The sequence below is a fragment of the Marinobacter sediminum genome (genome assembly GCF_016820575.1).
GTDB lineage: Bacteria > Pseudomonadota > Gammaproteobacteria > Pseudomonadales > Oleiphilaceae > Marinobacter > Marinobacter sediminum.
Genome location: NZ_JAEMQH010000002.1, coordinates 1,295,407 through 1,314,138 on the forward strand (window position 1 = coordinate 1,295,407; position 18,732 = coordinate 1,314,138).

At 57.0% G+C, this 18,732-nt stretch carries 15 protein-coding genes; 6 read left to right on the forward strand and 9 right to left on the reverse strand.

The features are described from left to right. From hisC to purU, 5 genes are all read right to left on the reverse strand, one after another. The gene (gene hisC / locus FGO67_RS12650) at positions 1 to 1,146 is read right to left on the reverse strand and encodes a histidinol-phosphate transaminase (protein WP_203301007.1); all 1,146 of its coding nucleotides are present in this window, start codon (positions 1,144 to 1,146) and stop codon (positions 1 to 3) included. A gap of 47 nt (positions 1,147 to 1,193) precedes the next feature. Further along, positions 1,194 to 2,291 carry a prephenate dehydratase gene (pheA, locus tag FGO67_RS12655; RefSeq protein ID WP_041338924.1) on the reverse strand — a complete coding sequence of 366 codons (1,098 nt, stop codon included), beginning with the start codon at positions 2,289 to 2,291 and terminating at the stop codon, positions 1,194 to 1,196. 2 nt (positions 2,292 to 2,293) lie between these two features. Further along, complete coding sequence (serC, locus tag FGO67_RS12660) at positions 2,294 to 3,376, reverse strand: 3-phosphoserine/phosphohydroxythreonine transaminase (protein WP_203301008.1); 1,083 nt, start codon at positions 3,374 to 3,376, stop codon at positions 2,294 to 2,296. 50 nt (positions 3,377 to 3,426) lie between these two features. Next, positions 3,427 to 6,093: a DNA gyrase subunit A gene (gene gyrA, locus FGO67_RS12665; protein WP_203301009.1), complete on the reverse strand. Its 2,667-nt coding sequence runs from the start codon at positions 6,091 to 6,093 to the stop codon at positions 3,427 to 3,429. A 126-nt stretch (positions 6,094 to 6,219) separates the two neighbouring features. Continuing rightward, on the reverse strand, positions 6,220 to 7,074 hold the full coding sequence (purU, locus tag FGO67_RS12670; protein ID WP_203301010.1) for a formyltetrahydrofolate deformylase: 855 nt from the start codon (positions 7,072 to 7,074) through the stop codon (positions 6,220 to 6,222). Between the two features lie 144 nt (positions 7,075 to 7,218). Between purU and ggt the strand changes: the two genes are divergently transcribed. From ggt to ftsH, 3 genes are read left to right on the forward strand one after another with little or no spacing between them, the layout of a single operon-like run. Next, positions 7,219 to 8,982 carry a gamma-glutamyltransferase gene (gene ggt / locus FGO67_RS12675; protein WP_203301011.1) on the forward strand — a complete coding sequence of 588 codons (1,764 nt, stop codon included), beginning with the start codon at positions 7,219 to 7,221 and terminating at the stop codon, positions 8,980 to 8,982. A 39-nt stretch (positions 8,983 to 9,021) separates the two neighbouring features. Continuing rightward, positions 9,022 to 9,270: a YkoF family thiamine/hydroxymethylpyrimidine-binding protein gene (locus FGO67_RS12680; protein ID WP_138441052.1), complete on the forward strand. Its 249-nt coding sequence runs from the start codon at positions 9,022 to 9,024 to the stop codon at positions 9,268 to 9,270. Continuing rightward, positions 9,267 to 11,132 (forward strand): ATP-dependent zinc metalloprotease FtsH, encoded by a 1,866-nt coding sequence (gene ftsH, locus FGO67_RS12685; RefSeq protein ID WP_203301012.1) that lies wholly within the window; start codon positions 9,267 to 9,269, stop codon positions 11,130 to 11,132. The genes FGO67_RS12680 and ftsH overlap by 4 nt, the downstream gene beginning before the upstream one ends. 36 nt (positions 11,133 to 11,168) lie before the next feature. Here the strand turns inward: ftsH and yghU are convergent, their stop codons facing one another. Continuing rightward, a complete protein-coding gene (yghU, locus tag FGO67_RS12690) occupies positions 11,169 to 12,050 on the reverse strand; it encodes a glutathione-dependent disulfide-bond oxidoreductase (protein ID WP_203301013.1) in 882 nt (293 codons plus the stop codon). Between the two features lie 299 nt (positions 12,051 to 12,349). Here yghU and FGO67_RS12695 point away from each other — a divergent pair, with 299 nt between their 5' ends. Then, the gene (locus FGO67_RS12695) at positions 12,350 to 12,727 is read left to right on the forward strand and encodes a DUF4398 domain-containing protein (RefSeq protein WP_203301014.1); all 378 of its coding nucleotides are present in this window, start codon (positions 12,350 to 12,352) and stop codon (positions 12,725 to 12,727) included. Between the two features lie 20 nt (positions 12,728 to 12,747). After that, positions 12,748 to 13,536, forward strand: coding sequence for an OmpA family protein (locus FGO67_RS12700; RefSeq protein ID WP_238942355.1), 789 nt, complete (start codon positions 12,748 to 12,750; stop codon positions 13,534 to 13,536). Between the two features lie 77 nt (positions 13,537 to 13,613). Here FGO67_RS12700 and FGO67_RS12705 read toward each other — a convergent pair whose 3' ends face one another. After that, positions 13,614 to 14,405: a bestrophin-like domain gene (locus FGO67_RS12705; protein ID WP_203301015.1), complete on the reverse strand. Its 792-nt coding sequence runs from the start codon at positions 14,403 to 14,405 to the stop codon at positions 13,614 to 13,616. Positions 14,406 to 14,531: 126 nt separating this feature from the next. On the opposite strand from FGO67_RS12705, the gene FGO67_RS12710 reads away from it, so the two are divergent. Further along, the gene (locus FGO67_RS12710; RefSeq protein WP_238942356.1) at positions 14,532 to 15,098 is read left to right on the forward strand and encodes a DUF2845 domain-containing protein; all 567 of its coding nucleotides are present in this window, start codon (positions 14,532 to 14,534) and stop codon (positions 15,096 to 15,098) included. A 54-nt stretch (positions 15,099 to 15,152) separates the two neighbouring features. Here FGO67_RS12710 and FGO67_RS12715 read toward each other — a convergent pair whose 3' ends face one another. Together FGO67_RS12715 and FGO67_RS12720 are read right to left on the reverse strand one after the other, a co-directional pair. Further along, positions 15,153 to 15,776, reverse strand: a complete 624-nt coding sequence (locus FGO67_RS12715; protein ID WP_203301016.1) for a biliverdin-producing heme oxygenase — start codon at positions 15,774 to 15,776, stop codon at positions 15,153 to 15,155. Next, a complete protein-coding gene (locus FGO67_RS12720) occupies positions 15,773 to 18,682 on the reverse strand; it encodes a bifunctional diguanylate cyclase/phosphodiesterase (protein WP_203301017.1) in 2,910 nt (969 codons plus the stop codon). The genes FGO67_RS12715 and FGO67_RS12720 overlap by 4 nt, the downstream gene beginning before the upstream one ends. Between the last annotated feature and the right edge of the window lie 50 nt (positions 18,683 to 18,732).

The window sequence follows — 18,732 nt, forward strand, 5'->3', positions numbered from 1 at the left end:
TCAGGCTTCCCTCTCAGACAGCGACTCTGATGACGACCCAGATGACAAAGACTGTTCGAGCGCCTCAATAAATTGCTGATTCTCTTCCGCCAGACCAACTGACACCCGCAGGTGGCGAGGCATGCCGTAACCGCCTACCGGGCGTACAATCACGCCCTTGGCGAGCAAGGCCTGATAGATGTCCTGCGCCCTGTCGCCCACATCAACTGCGACGAAATTGGCGGCAGAGGGTATATACTCAAGCCCGAGACGGTCGAAGGCCTGCTCAAGCTGGCGCAGGCCGGCCGTATTCACCTCACGGGAACGCTCCAGATAGCTTTCATCTGCCAGCACGGCAGTTGCGGCCGCCAGCGCCACAGTGTCAACGTTAAAGGGCTGGCGCACACGGTTGAGAATATCGGCAATGGCTGCCGAGCTGATGCTGTAGCCCACCCTGAGTGCCGCAAGGCCCCAGGCTTTGGAAAAGGTTCTGCAGACAATCAGGTTCGGGAACCGTGCCAGCAGTTTCACCCCATCCGGAAACTCATCGCCCTGCAAGTATTCGCAGTAGGCTTCGTCCAGCACAACCAGCACATCGGCCGGTATTTTTTCGAGGAAAGCTTCTATCACCCCAGCGCCGTGGACAGTGCCGGTGGGATTATTCGGGTTAGCGACGAAGATCAGGCGGGTACGGTCGGTAACGGCCGCCGCCATGGCGTCGAGATCATGGCCCCAGTCTCGGGCAGGTACCGAGACCCCTTTGGCACCAATGGCCTGGGTCACCAGCGGGTAAACCGCAAACGCATACTGCGAGAAGATAACTTCGGCATCTCGATCGGCGAAACAGCGAGCAATAACCTCAAGGACATCGTTGGAGCCATTACCCAGAGTGATCTGATCCATGTTGACGCCAAATCGATTCGCCAATGCCTGCTTCAGATCAAAGCCGTTGCCATCCGGATACAGACACAGCTCTGACAGCGCCTTCTGGGCTGCCTTCAGGGCAACGTCACTGGGGCCGAGCGGGTTTTCATTGCTGGCCAGCTTAACAATATCGGCCGGATTCAAACCCAACTCGCGGGCCAGCTCGTCAATTGGCTTGCCCGGCTGATAGGGAGACAGCGCCTGAACCCCGGTTACTGCCAGACTCTGGTAATCAACTGCCATCGCTATCACTCACTCCGTAACTTGTTCCTGCCCTTAACATCGCAATGCTAGAGAACACCAATCGGATAGGAACCCAGACGTTTCAGCTCAACTGCTTCCTCGTCCACCTGGGCCAGTAGCTTACTCACCTGGTCGTCTTCCATATGGCCTTCGAAATCGATATAGAACACATAGGCCCAGGTACCACTGGGCGACGGCCGCGTTTCAATGCGAGTCAGGCTGATACCGTGCTGATGGAAGGGTTCCAGCAACTGGTACAGGGCGCCCGGCTTGTTGCGCATGGAAACCAGGATGGAAGACTTGTCGTGGCCACTGGCCGGCACTTCTTCCCGACCAATAATCAGGAACCGGGTGGTGTTGTCCGGGCGATCTTCAATGCTGTTCGCCAGTTTTTTCAAGCCGTAAAGTTCGGCGGCCATGTCGCCGGCGATTGCCGCGGCACCAGGCTCTTCCGCTGCCCGGCGCGCCGCCTCGGCGTTGCTGGACACGGTGATGCGCTCAATACCGTAGCGATGGGTATCCAGCCACTGGCGGCACTGGGCAAAAGACTGCTGATGAGAGTAGATCCGGGTGATGTCCTGGTCTTCGTGCTTGGGCGACACCAGCAAGTGGTGGTGAATCCGCAGCTGGACTTCGCCGCAAATCTTCAGCGGTGACGACATGAACATATCCAGCGTGTGGTTGATCATGCCTTCGGTGGAGTTTTCCACCGGCACCACGCCGTAATGAGCCGCACCCGACTCCACTTCCCGGAACACTGCATCAATGGCGGGCAACGGTACACTGACCACTGAATGCCCAAAGTGCTTCAGAGCAGCCGCCTGGGTGAACGTTCCTACCGGCCCCAGGAAGGCAATGTGCATTGGTTTTTCCAATGCCAGACAGGCCGACATGATCTCGCGGAACAGTCGCGCCATTTCCTCGCCCGATAATGGCCCGGGATTCTGCTCCTTGATACGGCGCAGCACCTGGGCTTCCCGCTCCGGACGATAGAAGAACACGTCCTGGTCCGGATTTGAATCCATCTTCACGTGCGCCACTTCCTGGGCACAGCGAGCGCGGGCACTGATCAGATCCATGATCTGCTGATCAAGGCTATCAATCTCGTCCCGGAGTTCAGCCAGACGAATCTGCTCGTCACTCATGATTAACCACGCTCCTTCGCGAATTCAGCCATGTACTGCACCAACGCATCGACACCGGCCTCCGGCATGGCGTTGTAGATGCTCGCACGCATGCCACCCACGGAGCGGTGCCCCTTGAGGTTAAGCAAACCTCGGACATCAGCACCGCGAAGGAAGTCAGCATTGAGAGCATCGTCCGCCAGGGTGAACGGCACGTTCATCCAGGACCGGAAACGAGGATCGATCGGATTGGCGTAAAAATCGTTAGTGTCGATGAAATCGTAGAGTTTTTTGGCCTTGCGGGCATTGATCGCCCCCATGGCCTCTACCCCACCCTGAGCCTTCATCCACTGGAACACCAACCCTGCCAGGTACCAGGAATAGGTAGCCGGCGTGTTGTACATGGAATCGTTATCGGCGATGACCTGGTAGTTCATCATCGTCGGAGTTTCCCTACGGGCTTTGCCCAGAAGGTCTTTCCGAATGATCACCACCACCAGACCGGACGGCCCGATGTTTTTCTGGGCGCCGGCGTAAATCAGACCAAACTTGGAAAAATCCATTGGCCGGGACAGCATGGTTGAGGACATATCCGCTACCAGCGGCACGGAACCGCTGTCTGGAATAAAGTCGAATTCCAGGCCGCCAATGGTTTCATTCGGCGTGTAGTGGAGATACGACGCATCGGCGCTGGTCTGCCAACCTGAAACATCCGGAATCGAGCTGAATCCGGAATCCTCGGCACTGGCCACCACATTGATGTTGCCGTACCGCTTGGCCTCGGCGATCGCCTTTTTGGACCAGATTCCGGTGTTCACGTAATCCGCAGTCCCACCTTCTCCGAGGAGATTGAGGGGGATGGTGGCGAACTGACTGGAAGCTCCACCCTGCATGAAGAGTACCGCGTAATCATCTGATATACCGGCTAATTCACGAAGATCTCGCTCGGCAGTCTCAGCAATCTGTACAAACTCGTCGCTGCGATGGCTCATCTCCATCACGGACATGCCAGTGCCGCGCCAGTCCAGCATTTCCTCGCGTGCCTGCTGCAGCACTGCTTCCGGCAAGGTTGCCGGGCCTGCACAAAAGTTATACGCCCTACTCATGTTCCGTGATCTCTCAAGTCATACTGATTCGGTCTGTTGGCAGTGCCGGCTTAGTCTTCGCCGGCACCTTCCTCGGTGCTGCTTTCACCCGCCGCATCACCGGCTTCACCATTGGACTCTGCACCGTCCAGCGCTTCGCCCTCAGGTGCTTCACCGTCAAGCTCTTCACCATCAAGGCCAGCGTCATCGGCTTCGGCAATCCGCTCCACGCCTACCAGGCGCTCGTCTTCCTGGCTCAGCTTGATCAGACGCACACCCTGGGTGTTCCGGCTCAGCACGGAAACTTCGTCCGTACGGGTCCGCACCAGCGTGCCCTTATCGGAGATCAGCATCATTTCATCGCCGTCGAACAGCTGCAGGGCCGTTACCAGGTTCCCGTTACGCTCGGAGCACTGCATGGCAATAACGCCCTGGCTGCCTCGGCCGTAAGTCGGGAATTCATCAATGGCTGTGCGCTTGCCGTAGCCGTTTTCGCTGGCAGTGAGGATCACGCCATCTTCCTGAGGAATAATCAGGGAAACCACGTGGTGCCCTTCTGGCATCTTGATGCCGCGCACACCACGAGCGGTCCGACTCATCGGGCGAACAGCTTCTTCATTGAAGCGCACTGCTTTACCAGCGGTGGAGAACAGCATGACTTCGGCGTCGCCTTTGGTGATGGCTGCACCAATCAGGGTATCGCCTTCGTCCAGTGACAGCGCAATCAAGCCGCTGCTGCGCGGACGGGAGAAGTTCGGCAGCGGAGTCTTCTTAACGACGCCGGCGTAAGTCGCCATCAGCACAAACTGGTCTTCCGGATAATCGCGCACCGGCAGGAAGGTAGTAATACGCTCCCCTTCGTCCAGCGGCAGGATATTTACCATCGGACGACCACGGTGGGCACGGCTGGCACGGGGAATCTCAAAGACTCGCAGCCAATAAACCTTGCCGCGGTTGGAGAAACACAAAATGGTGTCGTGAGAGTTTGCGACCAGCAGCTTCTCAACAAAGTCTTCGTCCTTCATGAACGTTGCTGCCTTGCCTCGACCACCGCGACGCTGAGCCTGGTAATCCTCGACCGCCTGGGTCTTGGCATAACCACTGTGGGAGATGGTTACCACCAGGTCTTCTTCGTCAATCAAATCGGCAATGGTCAGGTCACGACGGGAGCTGGTGATCTCGGTCAGGCGCTCGTCACCGTAGTCGTTCACGATTTCCTGCAGCTCATCACGAATCACCTGCATCAGACGCTCCGGATCGCCCAGGATGTCGAGCAGATCAGCAATCTTCTCCAGGATTTCCTTGTACTCGTTCTGCAGCTTTTCGGTCTCAAGACCGGTCAGGCGGTGCAGACGCAGATCCAGAATCGCCTGGGCCTGCTCGGGTGACAGGTGGTACAGGCCTTCACGCAGGCCGTAGATCTCGGGCAGATCGTCCGGACGACAGGCGTCTTCGCCGGCGCGTTCCAGCATGGCCAGAACATCACCGGGCGACCAGCCCTTATCCATCAGCTTTTCCTTGGCTTCCGCCGCGGACGGCGAGGCCTTGATCAGCTCAATGATTTCATCGATGTTGGCCAGCGCAACAGTCAGGCCTTCAAGGATATGACCACGCTCACGGGCCTTGCGCAGTTCGAAGATGGTCCGGCGGGTGACCACTTCCCGGCGATGACGGATGAACGCATCCAGCATCTGCTTCAGATTCAGGGTCTTGGGCTCGCCGTTGATCAGGGCAACCATGTTGATGCCGAAGACCGTTTCCAGCTGGGTCTGGGCAAACAGGTTGTTAATGATAACGTCCGGGTTTTCACCCCGGCGCAGCTCGATCACAACACGGATACCTTCCTTGTTGGACTCGTCCCGCAGCTCGGAAATGCCTTCCAGGCGCTTCTCTTTTACCAGCTCCGCAATCTTCTCGATCAGCCGTGCCTTGTTCAGCTGGTACGGCAGCTCGGTAATGATGATGGCGTCGCGGTTGGTTTTCTTGTCGTGCTCGATTTCGTGACGGGCGCGAATGTAGATCCGGCCGCGACCTGTTCGATAAGCCTCAACAATACCCGCCCGGCCATTGATGATGCCCTGAGTCGGGAAATCCGGCCCGGGGATAAATTCCATCAGCTCGTCAACGGTGAGGTCCGGATTGTTGATCAGTTCCAGACAGCCGTTTACCACTTCCGTCAGATTGTGGGGCGGAATGTTGGTGGCCATACCAACGGCGATGCCGGAAGAGCCGTTAACCAGCAGGTTGGGAACCCGGGTGGGCAGTACTTCAGGAATGCGCTCGGTGCCGTCGTAGTTGTCGACGAAATCAACCGTTTCCTTCTCCAGATCCGCCAGCAGGGAGTGGGCGATCTTTTCCATGCGGATTTCGGTGTAACGCATGGCAGCCGCGTTATCGCCATCGATCGAACCGAAGTTACCCTGGCCATCAACCAGCGGGTAACGCAGGGAGAACGGCTGGGCCATGCGTACGATGGTGTCGTAGACCGCAGAGTCGCCGTGCGGGTGATATTTACCGATAACGTCACCGACCACACGGGCCGACTTCTTGTACGCCTTGTTCCAGTCATTGTTCAGTTCAGACATGGCGAACAAAACGCGGCGATGTACCGGCTTGAGGCCGTCCCGCACATCCGGCAGCGCACGGCCGACGATGACGCTCATGGCGTAATCGAGGTAGGACTGTTTTAACTCGTCTTCTATATTTACCGGCAGGATCTCTTTGGCTAACTCACCCATCGAGAAAGGTTCCTTTGCGTTATCTGGAAGTCGTGTCGGAGCCGTTTCCGGGCCCCCTAGTTATTCTGTAATAAGCCGCCGAGTCTACCACAATCACACCGTTACCGGGGCAACTGTGAGACAGGCTTAATCAAACACCACGGTCTTGTTTTCGTAGGTAATCACCTGGTCTTCGATGTGGGAGCGAAGGCCTCGGGCCAACACGTTCTTTTCCACATCCTTGCCCAGGCGCACCATGTCGTCGATGGAGTCGCGGTGTGTTATGCGAATAACGTCCTGCTCGATGATCGGACCTTCGTCCAGATCCTCGGTGACGTAATGGCAGGTCGCACCAATCAGCTTCACACCCCGGCTATAGGCCTGGTGGTATGGACGCGCACCGGCAAACGACGGCAGGAAGCTGTGGTGGATGTTGATCACCTTGCCCGAGTACTTGCGGCACAACTCGGCAGGCAAAATCTGCATGTAGCGGGCCAGCACAACCACATCCACATCGTACTGCTGGAACAGCTCTTCGATGTGAGCGAAGGCCTCGGCCTTGTTGTCCTTGCTCACCGGAACATGGTGATAGGGAATTTCGTGCCACTCCACCATGCGGCGAAGGTCGTCGTGGTTGGAAATCACCGCGGCGATCTCGGCATTCAGCTCCTTGCTGTGCCAGCGGTGCAACAGGTCCGCCACGCAGTGTGACTCCTTGCTGCACATCAGAATGACCTTCTTAGGCTGGGCCGAGTCGGCAATGTGCCAGTCCATCTCAAACTCACGGGCAATCGGCTCAAACGCCGCCCGGAACTGGTCAAGGCCAAAGGGAATCGAGCTGGCCTTGATTTCGTGCCGCATGAAGAACCGGCCGCTCTGGGTGTCCGAGTGATGGCTCGCCTCGGTAATCCAGCCGTTGTACGTGGACAGAAAATTACTCACCTTAGCGACAATTCCGACCCGATCCGGGCAGGAAATCACAAGACGATAGGTATGCTCCATGGAAAGCCTTTCCTTAACTGAAATCCGGGAAAGCAGGTGCGCCGGGGAACCACTGGCGGAACAATCGACAGGTTGACGTTACGCACCGATGAAAATGACCGGCTATCATAGCCTATCTGAACGCCAGAAACGAGGAACAGAATCATGGACAAGGCCCCACAGCGGCAAATCAAAGGAACCCGCCTCAAGAGGCGGTCAGAGAGCCTCAGCGCCATCGCCCTGACCCTGACCTTATTCATTGCCAGTCCAGTCTCCGGGCAGGCCATTCTGGAAGGCGAACGTTTCCACCCCGCCGTTGCCACTCAGGGCATGGTGTCCACCAGTCACACCCTCGCCACCGACGTAGCTCTGCAGGTATTAAAAGAAGGCGGCAATGCCATTGATGCGGCGGTCACCGCGGGTTTTGCCCTGGCCGTCACCCAGCCCCGCTCCGGCAACATTGGTGGCGGTGGATTCATGCTCATCGCCAAGGGCGATCACAGCGCACCGGAAGCCATCGACTTCCGGGAAAAGGCGCCAGCCGCCGCCAACGAAACCATGTTCCAGGATGACAACGGTGACGTCGTGCAGAATCGAAGCCGGTTCACCCATCTGGCAGCGGGTGTCCCGGGCACCGTCGCCGGGTTGGCCATGGCCCTGGAGCGCCACGGTACTCTATCCCTGAAACAGGCCCTGGCACCGGCGATCAAACTGGCTCGGGACGGCTTCACGGTACCCCAGCGCTTTACCGATGGCCTGGAACAGGCCCGACCCCGCCTTGAACGCTGGCCGGCCACACGTTCAACCTTCTACAAACGCGACGGCAGCGCCTACCAGCCAGGCGAGACATTTCGCCAACCGAAACTGGCCAATACACTCCAGCGCATCGCGGAAAAAGGTGTCGATGGCTTTTATCAGGGCAAAACCGCCGACCTGATTGTCAAAGAAATGGAACGTCACGGCGGCCTGATCACCAAGGCGGATCTGAGCGCCTATGAGCCGGTTGTCCGCAGCCCGGTGCACGGCACCTATCGCGGCTACGATATCTACTCCATGTCACCGCCCTCCTCTGGCGGCACTCACATCGTCCAGATCCTCAACATCCTGGAAGGTTTCCCGATCCGGGAATCCGGCCACAACACTGCCGACACCATTCACTGGATGGCCGAAGCCATGAAACTCGCTTACGCTGACCGCTCCCAGTACCTGGGGGACACCGACTACGTCGAGGTGCCATTGGCCGGTCTTACCAGCAAGTCCTACGCCGAGACCCTCAGAAAAGATATCAGTTCCGAGCAGGCTCGACCCGCCAGCGACATCGGGCCCGGGCAGCCTGCGGCCTACGAGAGCCCCGAGACCACGCACTTCTCCGTCGTTGATAAATGGGGCAACGCCGTCTCCAACACCTACACCATCAATTTCAGCTACGGCTCCGGCATCACCGTTGAGGGCGCCGGCTTCCTGCTCAACAATGAAATGGACGATTTCAGCGCCAAACCCGGCGTGCCGAACGCTTATGGCCTGATCGGCGGTGAGGCCAACAAGGTGGAGCCCGGCAAGCGCATGCTCAGCTCCATGTCGCCCACCATTATGAAAAAGCAGGGCAAGAACTTCCTGGTAACCGGAAGCCCGGGTGGTTCACGCATAATCACCACCACGCTTCAGGTCATTTTGAATGTGATCGACCACGACATGAACATCCAGACCGCAGTCAGTGCGCCCCGGGTCCACCACCAGTGGCTGCCCGATGAACTCCGGATTGAACAGGGCATCAGCGGCGACACCATCAGGCTTCTTGAGGATCGCGGCCATACTGTGGTGACCAATTCGGCGATGGGCGCTATACAGAGTATTATGGTGGGAGAGGACGGAACGCTATACGGGGGCGCGGATCCGCGGCGAAGTACGTCCTCGGCAAAAGGTTATTAAACCGCCGCTGCGCCGGATTTCCCAAACCAGGAGGCGATTATGTATCTGTCTGTGCAACTGAGCTGCTACCCGCTCAAGGAAGACTACAAACAACCGATCCGGGACCTGATTGCCCGCCTGGAACAAACCGGGCTGGAAGTCTACCCCGGCCGCATGAGCACAGAAATCTTTGGAGAGTACGACGAAGTCATGAAGGTGCTCTCGGATACCATGAAATGGTCATTCGAAACCTACGGCAAATCCGTGTTCGTGGCCAAGATCATGGAGGGTGACCGGAGACCGAAATGACCGCTCCCAATGAACCGGGCGATCGGAAGCCGTCGGATTCACCACAACCGGCCATTCCGAACCAGTATTCCTTCCTGTGGCTGAGTGCCGCCATCTTCCTGATGGTGCTCTGGCTCCAGGACAGCGGGCAACCAAAGCTGCAGGTACTGGCTTACTCCGAGTTCAAGACAGCGGTTATCAATGGCCAGGTGGCCGCCGTCACTCTGAAAGACGAGCGCATCACTGGCCAGTTTTCCGACGCCGATGCCGGATTCCAGACCATTCGCCCACCGATGGAGGACCCGGCATTACTCAACTTACTTGAAGAATACGACGTCACCATCTCGGCGGCCCCTTCCGGGCTGCCCTGGTGGCAGGAATTAATTCGCGGCTTCCTGCCCTGGATCCTTCTGCTGGCACTGATGTTCTGGTTCTGGGGAGTGGCCCAGAAGCGGATGACCCAGGGCGGCGGCCCCTTCAATTACGGCAAGTCGAAAGCGCGGCTGGCTCGCCCGGAAACGTCCACCACCACGCTTGATGATGTCGCAGGGATCGAATCTGCAAAACGGGAGATAGCTGAAATCATCGATTTCCTCAAATCCCCGGAAAAATACCGGGCGCTCGGTGCCGAAATGCCCAGGGGCGTGCTTCTCGTAGGCCCACCAGGCACTGGCAAAACCCTGTTGGCCCGCGCCATCGCCGGCGAAGCCGACGTACCCTTCTTCAGTATCAGCGCCTCGGAATTCATCGAGATGTTTGTCGGTGTGGGTGCCGCCCGGGTAAGGGACATGTTCCTGAACGCCCGTAAAGCCGCGCCGGCTCTGATATTCATTGACGAACTGGATGCCATCGGCCGGTCCCGGGGCACCGGACTCGGCGGCGGTCACGACGAACGGGAGCAGACCCTGAACCAGATTCTCACGGAGATGGACGGCTTTGAACCCCACGAGAACATTCTGGTGTTGGCCGCTACCAACCGGCCGGATGTCCTGGATAGCGCCCTGCTCCGCCCCGGTAGATTCGACCGCAAAATCACCCTGGACCGCCCCCACAAGGAAGCACGCACCGAGATCCTGAAAGTGCACGTGCGCAAAGTGCCCCTGGCGGAGGATGTTGATCTCGAAAAAGTAGCCGCGCGCACCATTGGGTTCTCCGGCGCGGACCTGAAAAACCTGGTCAACGAAGCTGCCCTGACCGCAGCCCGGGAGAACCTGCATGAAGTTACGGCCCACTGCTTTGAACTGGCCCGAGACCGAATCATTCTCGGCGAAGAGCGCGACGCTCACCTCTCACCCGAGGAGCGTGAGGCCGTGGCTTACCACGAGTGTGGTCACGCCATCATGGCTTACTACCTACCCAAGGCCGACCCGCTAACCAAGCTCACCATCATTCCCCACGGCATGGCCATGGGCGTCACGGAACAGACACCAAGAGACGATCAGTACAGCTTCACCGAGAGCTATCTGAAGGATCGGATCAAAGTAATGATGGGTGGCCGCTCAGCCGAAAAGCTTATCTACGGCGAGGTTAGCACCGGCGCCCAGAACGATCTGAAAGAAGCCACCAAACTGATCCGGAAAATGATCGGCCAGTGGGGCATGAGCGAGAAGATCGGGCCGCTAGGACTGAGTATTGGCGAGGAGCACGTGTTTCTCGGTCGCGAAATGGGTCTGCCTAGAGAGTTCAGCGAGAAGACCGCCGAGCTGATCGATGCTGAAATTCAGGCACAACTGAAAGCACTGGAAAAGACCACGTTTGATTTCCTGACTAAGCACCGCGCGCAACTTGAAGCCCTGGCCAAAGCCGTGCTTAAACAGGAAACCCTGTCGGCGGAAGAAGTCGATGAAATCCTCAAGCGGGAAGACAACCGCAAAATTGCCTGAGCGGCATTCACGCCGCCCAGGCGGACTGCCCGGCCATCAGGAATGGCCGAGGATCGCGGCCAGTTTATCCTGGGTGTTATCCTCAAAGTCACTGGCATCGTGGCGCTCGTGCAGCTGCTCCTCTGGCTCGCCCCACGTGCGGTTAACCATCCGTCCACGCTGCACCGCTGGGCGATGGGCAATGTCTTCCATCCAGCGCACCACATTGGTGTAGGTGTGAGCTTCCAGGAACTCGGCCGCGTCATACACCTTGTTGGCCACCAGGGCCCCGTACCAGGGCCAGATCGCCATATCGGCGATGGTGTATTCATCACCCGCAATGTACCGGTTTTTCGCCAACTGGCGATCCAGCACATCCAGCTGCCGCTTTACCTCCATGGTGTAGCGGTTAATGGGGTACTCGTACTTTTCCGGCGCGTAGGCGTAGAAGTGACCAAAACCACCACCCAGCATGGGCGCGCTGCCCATTTGCCAGAATAGCCAGTTCAGGGTTTCCGTGCGCTTGGCGATATCCTTGGGCAGGAAGGCCTCAAACTTTTCTGCGAGATAAAGCAGGATGTTACCGGACTCGAACACGCGAATGGCCGGATCGGTACTGCGGTCCACCAAAGCCGGAATCTTGGAGTTCGGATTCACCTCGACAAAGCCACTGCCAAACTGGTCGCCATCGCCAATTTTGATCGGGTAAGCGTCGTATTCCGCGCCCCTGATACCCTGCTCTAACAGCTCCTCGAGCATCACCGTGACTTTGACACCGTTGGGCGTTGCCAGCGAATACAGCTGCAATGGGTGCTCGCCCACCGGCAGCTCCTGATCGTGGGTCGGCCCGGCAATCGGCCGATTAATTTTGGCAAAGGTGCCGCCACTCTCGGACTCCCATTTCCAGACTTTGGGAGGGGTGTAAGTCGGGTCACTCATAACGAAATTCTCTCCTAACGGGCAAACGGACAACGCTTTGCGGCTGCCCTTTGGATTTCCTGCAAGTGATACGCCGCTTAAGGCGGACAGGACCAGTCGAAAAAATGCCTATAACTCAGAGGTATTGGGCTGGAAACCGAGGATTCAAGCAGGGCCCTTCCCGAGCCTTGGGCGCACCGGAGTCGAAACGGCAAGATCCGAATTCACTGCTATAGTTGAAATAGTCTGTTTCACATTTTTTGACAATCTTGTTCACACCGTCCTGTGACGAATACCGCTGTAAACAAGGGAGTTTACATATGAAGCCATTAAATCGATTAGCAGGTACCTGGCTGGTCGTCGCCACGGCCACACTTCTGGTCGCCTGCGCCGGACCAGGGCCAAAACCAGACAGCGAACTGCAAGCTGCCGAGTCGTCCGTTCAGCAAGCCGAAGCGGCCGACGCTCGGAAATTTGAGCCGGTTCTGCTGAATCAGGCCCAGAACAAAGTGGCGGATGCCCGTGAGTTAATGGACCAGGAGCAATACAGAAAGGCGGAACGCCTGCTGGAGCAGGCCACCGTGGATGCCCAATTGGCCGCCGCTCGCTCAGAAACCGAGAAAGCCCAGCGTGCGGTAGCGGAGATTAACCGGTCTATCGACGAACTGCAGGATCAGCTCGAGAACAACGAATCGTGAGCCCGAACCAGGAGATTGAGATGATGACTCGTACTTTTGCCACCAGCATCGCAGTCGGGCTGCTTGCACTGCTTACTGGCTGTGCCAGCTCTCCACCGTACAATGCCGAGGTCGATCAGGCGCGCACCCTATACCTGAACATTGAGCAGGACCCGGATGTCGCCCGCAGTGGCGCCAGTCAACTTCGGGCAGCCAAACGTGAACTTGAGCGGGCTGAATCGTTGCTGAAGGAGGAAGCCGACCTCGTCGCCATTGAACATGCCGCCTATCTTGCCACCCGCCACGCAGAAATCGCCCAGCAACAGGGCCTTCGTGCTGGCCTCGAGGAAGAGATAAGCTCCGCGGAAGAGCGGCGTCAGAAGATCATGCTGCAGATGAAAACCAACGAAGCCGAGGCACTGCGGGCCCAGATGGCGGCGCTTCAAGCAGAAAAGACCGAACGCGGCATGGTGCTGACGCTCGGCGATGTCCTGTTTGATCTGAACAAGGCTGACCTCAAGGCCTCAGGCCAACGCACCGTCGCCCGATTAGCCGAGTTCATGCTGCAGTATGATGACCGTCGAGTGCGCATTGAAGGATACACCGACAGCACTGGCGATGAGTCCTACAACCGACGGTTGTCCGAGCGTCGCGCCATGGCGGTCTATGACGAACTACTCAGCCACGGCGTTTCCAGCAGCCGCGTCGAAGTTGAAGGTTACGGAGAATCCTATCCGGTGGCCAGTAACGACACCAGCGCCGGGCGGCAGCAAAACCGGCGGGTCGAGATCGTCATTTCGGACGAATCCGGCCAAATCCAAAGCCGCTGACATCATCCGGCCCGGCGGCGCACACAGCCGCCAGGGCCTTGATTCGAATCCGGATTAAAGCCTTCACAGCGAGCCTGCTATCGGTTCAAACTGGTCAGCAACTCAACCATCGGGGTCTGGTTCACCTGAATGAACCCGCGTTTCGGCCGGTCCAGATCGATAATCAGGAACACAATCAGCGTAATCAGCAAAGACACCAGCATGATCGGCACGACCATCCGCTCGCCGCTCAACCCCGAGGAGTAGCCCATGATCCCTCCCGACGCGATAAAAACGACAAACAGAAGAATGAGCACCACTTCCGGCACATGCATCTGAAGCAAGGCATTGCGCTTGCCTTGGCTGTCGATCGCGTCGTTCAGGGATTTAACAAACGCCCCCGTGGTTACTGGCCGAGGGTCAAGGTTGGTCGCCAAGACCGCGAGCGACCAAAGCTCGCTCTGCAAAGCGGCAATTTTGGCGTTGTACTCATTTCGCTCATCAACCTTGGTTAGGTCCACCTGACCAACTTCCACCCGCAGCTGAACGTAGTCACGCCACAACCGCTTGGCGTCGTTCTGCAACTCCTGTGGCAGCAGTTCCACCCGCAGCACTGCAGTTCCGATGGCGTTGGCTTCATCAATAACCGCGATGCTGCGATTGTCGTAGCGCTGCATCGACATGCTGAAGGTAAAACCCAGCAGCAATGCCAACAAACCCAGGATACTCGCCTGAACGGACCCTGTGAGTGCCTTCATCTCCGACGTCGTCCGATTCTGGGTAAAACGGCCAATGCCGACCCCCAGTTCGTTGCAAAGCACAATCGCTACGAAAAGCGACGTGGCAATCAGAACACTGCTGAAACTGTAGAGTACTTCCTGTTCGTTCATGGAATTTCCTAGGTGAAGCCAATAGCCATAATCCGCGAAAAGCACATTATCCACAGTTACTTAGTCTGCACTAGTGGTCGAGGCGTACAATAAGGAGAAACCAACGCGCAGAACAGTGACCAGATCATGACCCGCTCCCGACGATTCATGTGGATGCTTGTGCTGACCGCCCTCGCCCCGAGCGTTCAGGGCGCCCTGCGCTGCGGTTCGTACCTGGTCGACAACGACGCCTGGCCCATCGAAGTGGAAGAGCGCTGCGGGCCGCCGGACTACGTGGTGGAATACCCGACGGCCACGGTTCACGGGCTGGGCGTAGTGCAAACCGAAATGCACTGGTACTACAACCCGGGGCCGCAGCGGTTTATCCGTCGGTTGACCTTCCGTAATGGCAAGCTGGCGCAGGTGGAGAGCCTGGGGTACGGCTTCCACGTGTCCGAGCGGGCCAGCTGCAACATCAGCACACTTCGCCACGCCAGAACCGAGTACGAGTTGGTCGCCCGTTGCGGCGAGCCCATCTCAAAGCGCGTGGAATGGCGAACACCCAAACCAACGCGTAGGCTGGAAACCTGGCAAGGTATACGGCCTGTGCTGGTTCAGCTGTGGCTGTACGATTTGTCCGACAACCAGTTCCGGCAGGTCGTTACCCTGAGAAACGGACAGGTAGTGGACATTGAGTCCCGCCCCAGTCGGTAAAGCATCAGCTTCGTGTTATTGCGGGGTTCGACCTCCCCTGGCAACCGTTCTGGCCTACAACACCGTCTGTATCGTTCTGCTGGGCGCTACCTGTGGTTGTTTGAACCAATCAGTCAAGACTTCGAAACAAGCGACAGCGCCGCTCACGATCTGTTCGAACGCCAGATCATTGGCAACCGCATAGGCCTCTAGCTGCTGCACCCACGCCGGCCAGGCGACGGAAGTATTTTGGGCAAGCGTCTCGTAATAGTGAAAACGGTCAACACCAAGGTGAGCTCGTCGAGACTGCAAGGCTTTATATATGTAGCGGCCGCCCAATCTGGAGCCCTCAAAAACGTAGGCACACCCCAGGTATTCGGCAGACCCTTCAACAGTCAGTGGCGCTGGCTCGGGAGCGGTCAGTCGCACAGATGTTTTGAGCTGGTCCGCGCAGTCCAGGCTTAACTTGTCCAACGCCAAATCAATCTGCCAGGGTTTACCCAGTCGCGTTGCCGGGAATGCCCTGTCCAGCTGTGGTTGCCAGCACCGATAGGCCCACCAGTGTTGCACCATAATCTGCTGATACCGCTCAATGTCGAGATCTAACCCCGTTAACGGCGTCAAAATACTGTGCGCATCCAGGCGCCGATGGATCGGTGCGGTTGCCTCTTTCAACTGGTGATGCAGCTGGCCAATCATGAGGACACTTTGAATTTGAAACAGTCGGCCGCTACCGGTTTTCCGAAATGATACCCCTGGTAAGTATTGCACCCCAGTCCCCGCAGTACCGCCACCTGTACCTTTTCCTCAACCCCTTCAGCGACCACTTCCAGGTTCATCCTCGAACAGAGGCTGATAATGCCCTCTACCATGGTCAGCGAATCATCGTTCTCGCCCATGTTCTCGATAAACGAGCGATCGATTTTCACCTCGTCTATGGGCAGCTTCCACAGGTAACTGAGCGACGAATAGCCTGTACCGAAATCATCCAACGATACCGTCATGCCGGAACTCCGCAATGACTGAAGCACGCTGTTAGCGCGATCATAATTTTCCATGAACAGTGTTTCTGTGATTTCCAGTCTGATATCGCTCATTGAAAGACCGTGCTGGTCGACCGTATTTCTTACCATCGACTCAAATTTTTCACTCAGCAACTGAGCAGGGCTGATGTTGATGGAAAGGCTTTCGAAGTCCGTCAAATTACTTTTCCGACGCCACTGCACCAACTGGCGACAGGACTCATCGAAAACCTGTAATCCCAGTTCATTGATCAAATTATTTTTTTCGGCCAGTGGAATAAACACATCGGGTGGTACAAAACCAATCTTCGGGTGATTCCATCGCGCCAGCGCTTCGGCGCCCACAACGCGCAACCCCCTTGAGACCTTGGGCTGGAAGTGCACGTGGATCTGTCGTTGCTCCAACGCCTCGCGTAACGCCATTTCCATACGCACTTCCTGATTCACTTCGTTCTGGTCTTCCGAACTGAAGAAATGCACCTGATTTTTCCCGGCATTTTTGGCGCGGTACATGGCGATATCGGCTTGCTGGAGAATTTCGCCGAATGGGATCTGGCTGGGAAAGCACAGCACGGCACCCACGCTTGGCGTGGTCACCATTGGTTGATCATTATCGAAAACCGGCTGACCCACGGTGTGGATGATCTTTTCCGCAATACTCAAGGCAGCCAGTTGATTAATCGATCTTTCGTCGCTGTTGTGCTGCACCACGACAACAAATTCATCGCCCCCCAAACGCGTCACCAAATCATCCGGCCTGACACATTTCTTCAGGCGTGCAGCCACCTCTTTGAGCAGGCAATCGCCCGCTCTATGCCCCATAAAGTCATTGATACGCTTGAAGTTATCTAAATCCAGAAACAACACCGTGATCATCGGGCAATAATCGCCCAGCACCGATAGCTTGTGGAAATACTCTTCAAGATATCGCCGATTTGGCAGCCCTGTTAAATTGTCGTTATAGGAAGATCTGTGCAGCGTGACCTTGGTTTGTTCACTTTGGCAGTGCAGCACATAACCCTCTACGGAGACCATCAGCGCAAACAGCAGCTCCTTGTCCTCTTCCGTCCAGGATTCGGACTGTCCAAAAACCTTCTGGCGCCAAAGCGCAAAGGAGCTTCTGGGCTCCAACTGGCGCTCTCCGTCTTTGATAACAATGTTGACGGCGCCCGGCTTGCCCCCCCAAGTGATTTCTTTCTCGACCTCAGACGCACCCAAGAAAACAACCAGGTCCGGCAAATTCCGGGAACGCAAGGCGCAGATACCGGCCATGTCCGGCGCAGCGGGGAAATCATTGGAGCGCGAGGGGTCCAGCAAATCCGTTGATTCATAGGAATAGCCACCCCCCCGGCTGATTTGATCGTGCAAACGGTTGGCGAACTCTTCGGTCCCCTGCCACGACCCGCCTGCCACAAAACATTGATCGCCGTAGCACAATCCCATGTAGCGAATGCCAAACTGCGATTGAACAGACTCCATTGCAGCTTGCAATGCGTGCAGGTCGTGACCGACATCTTTCAGAAGCCTGAAATGCTCTTCGATAAAGTGCTTGTTCGCCACTGAGCGCTGAATGGTTTCCAGATTAATGGCTGGGTCCAGATGGGAAATCACGATGTCGGCAAACAGCTCGCAGGAAGCCTTCATCTCCGACACCAGGTGATTGGGCGGAACCTTGGCCGAATAGTGATGACAGGCCACCAGCCCCCACAATTTACGACCGGACATCAGCGCGATGGACATGGAGGCTTTCACGCCCATATTCCTCAGGTAGGCCACATGCATCTTAGACATGCCACGCAGGACGCTGAGGCTCTGGTCAAGAGGTTTCCCCGAAGGCAAAAATTGCGGCACCAGGGGGGCGGGCTCCGCGTCGACATCGGCCATAATCCGTAGCGAGGAGTTTTTATAAAGCTCCCGTGCCTGCTTGGGAATATCTTCTGACGGGAAACGCAAACCCACGAATTCTATGCTCGCGCGCTCAGACACCGATTCGGCAACCACCTCCCCTGACCAATCGGGTAGAAAGCGGTACAACATGACACGATCGTAGTCGGCATGCTTCTGGAACTCGTTTACCAACACTTTAAACAGCTCTTCCGTAGACGCACTGCCTCGAATTCGCGTCACCATTCGGTCAATGTTGATCAGTAAATCGTAGGAATCCAGCTTGGGGGTGGCTGGGAAGAACTCAAGAACGATGTACTTTTCGACCACAACGCCCAAAGACTCCCAAATCCGGCTCGAGATCCGGCCTTCGGAACTGAACGAGAACAGCTGTAAAGCACCAGCCACCAGATTGGCGAAGGCACCACCTTGTTCTTCCGGCACCAGCCAATCGGTTAAGAGTGTGTTTAAAACAGGGGTGTCTTCGGGTAACGGTGTGGATGTGACACTGTTGATCAATGCAACCGCGTTTTCCGAGTACTGGACGATGCGGTTGTTTTCTCGATCTACCACCAAGACGAAACCATGGGGCTGAACGGAGCCGATATATTGCACCCGCTCACTCGCACACGCTTCGGCCTCCTCGTGGGTTATTGTGCGGGTTTCGACAAGCTCAGCTCTTGGAGGCATATCCGTCATTCCTTCTTCCCTGTAGGCCGCGCCCCAGGGTGTCGAGGTATAAGCGGCAA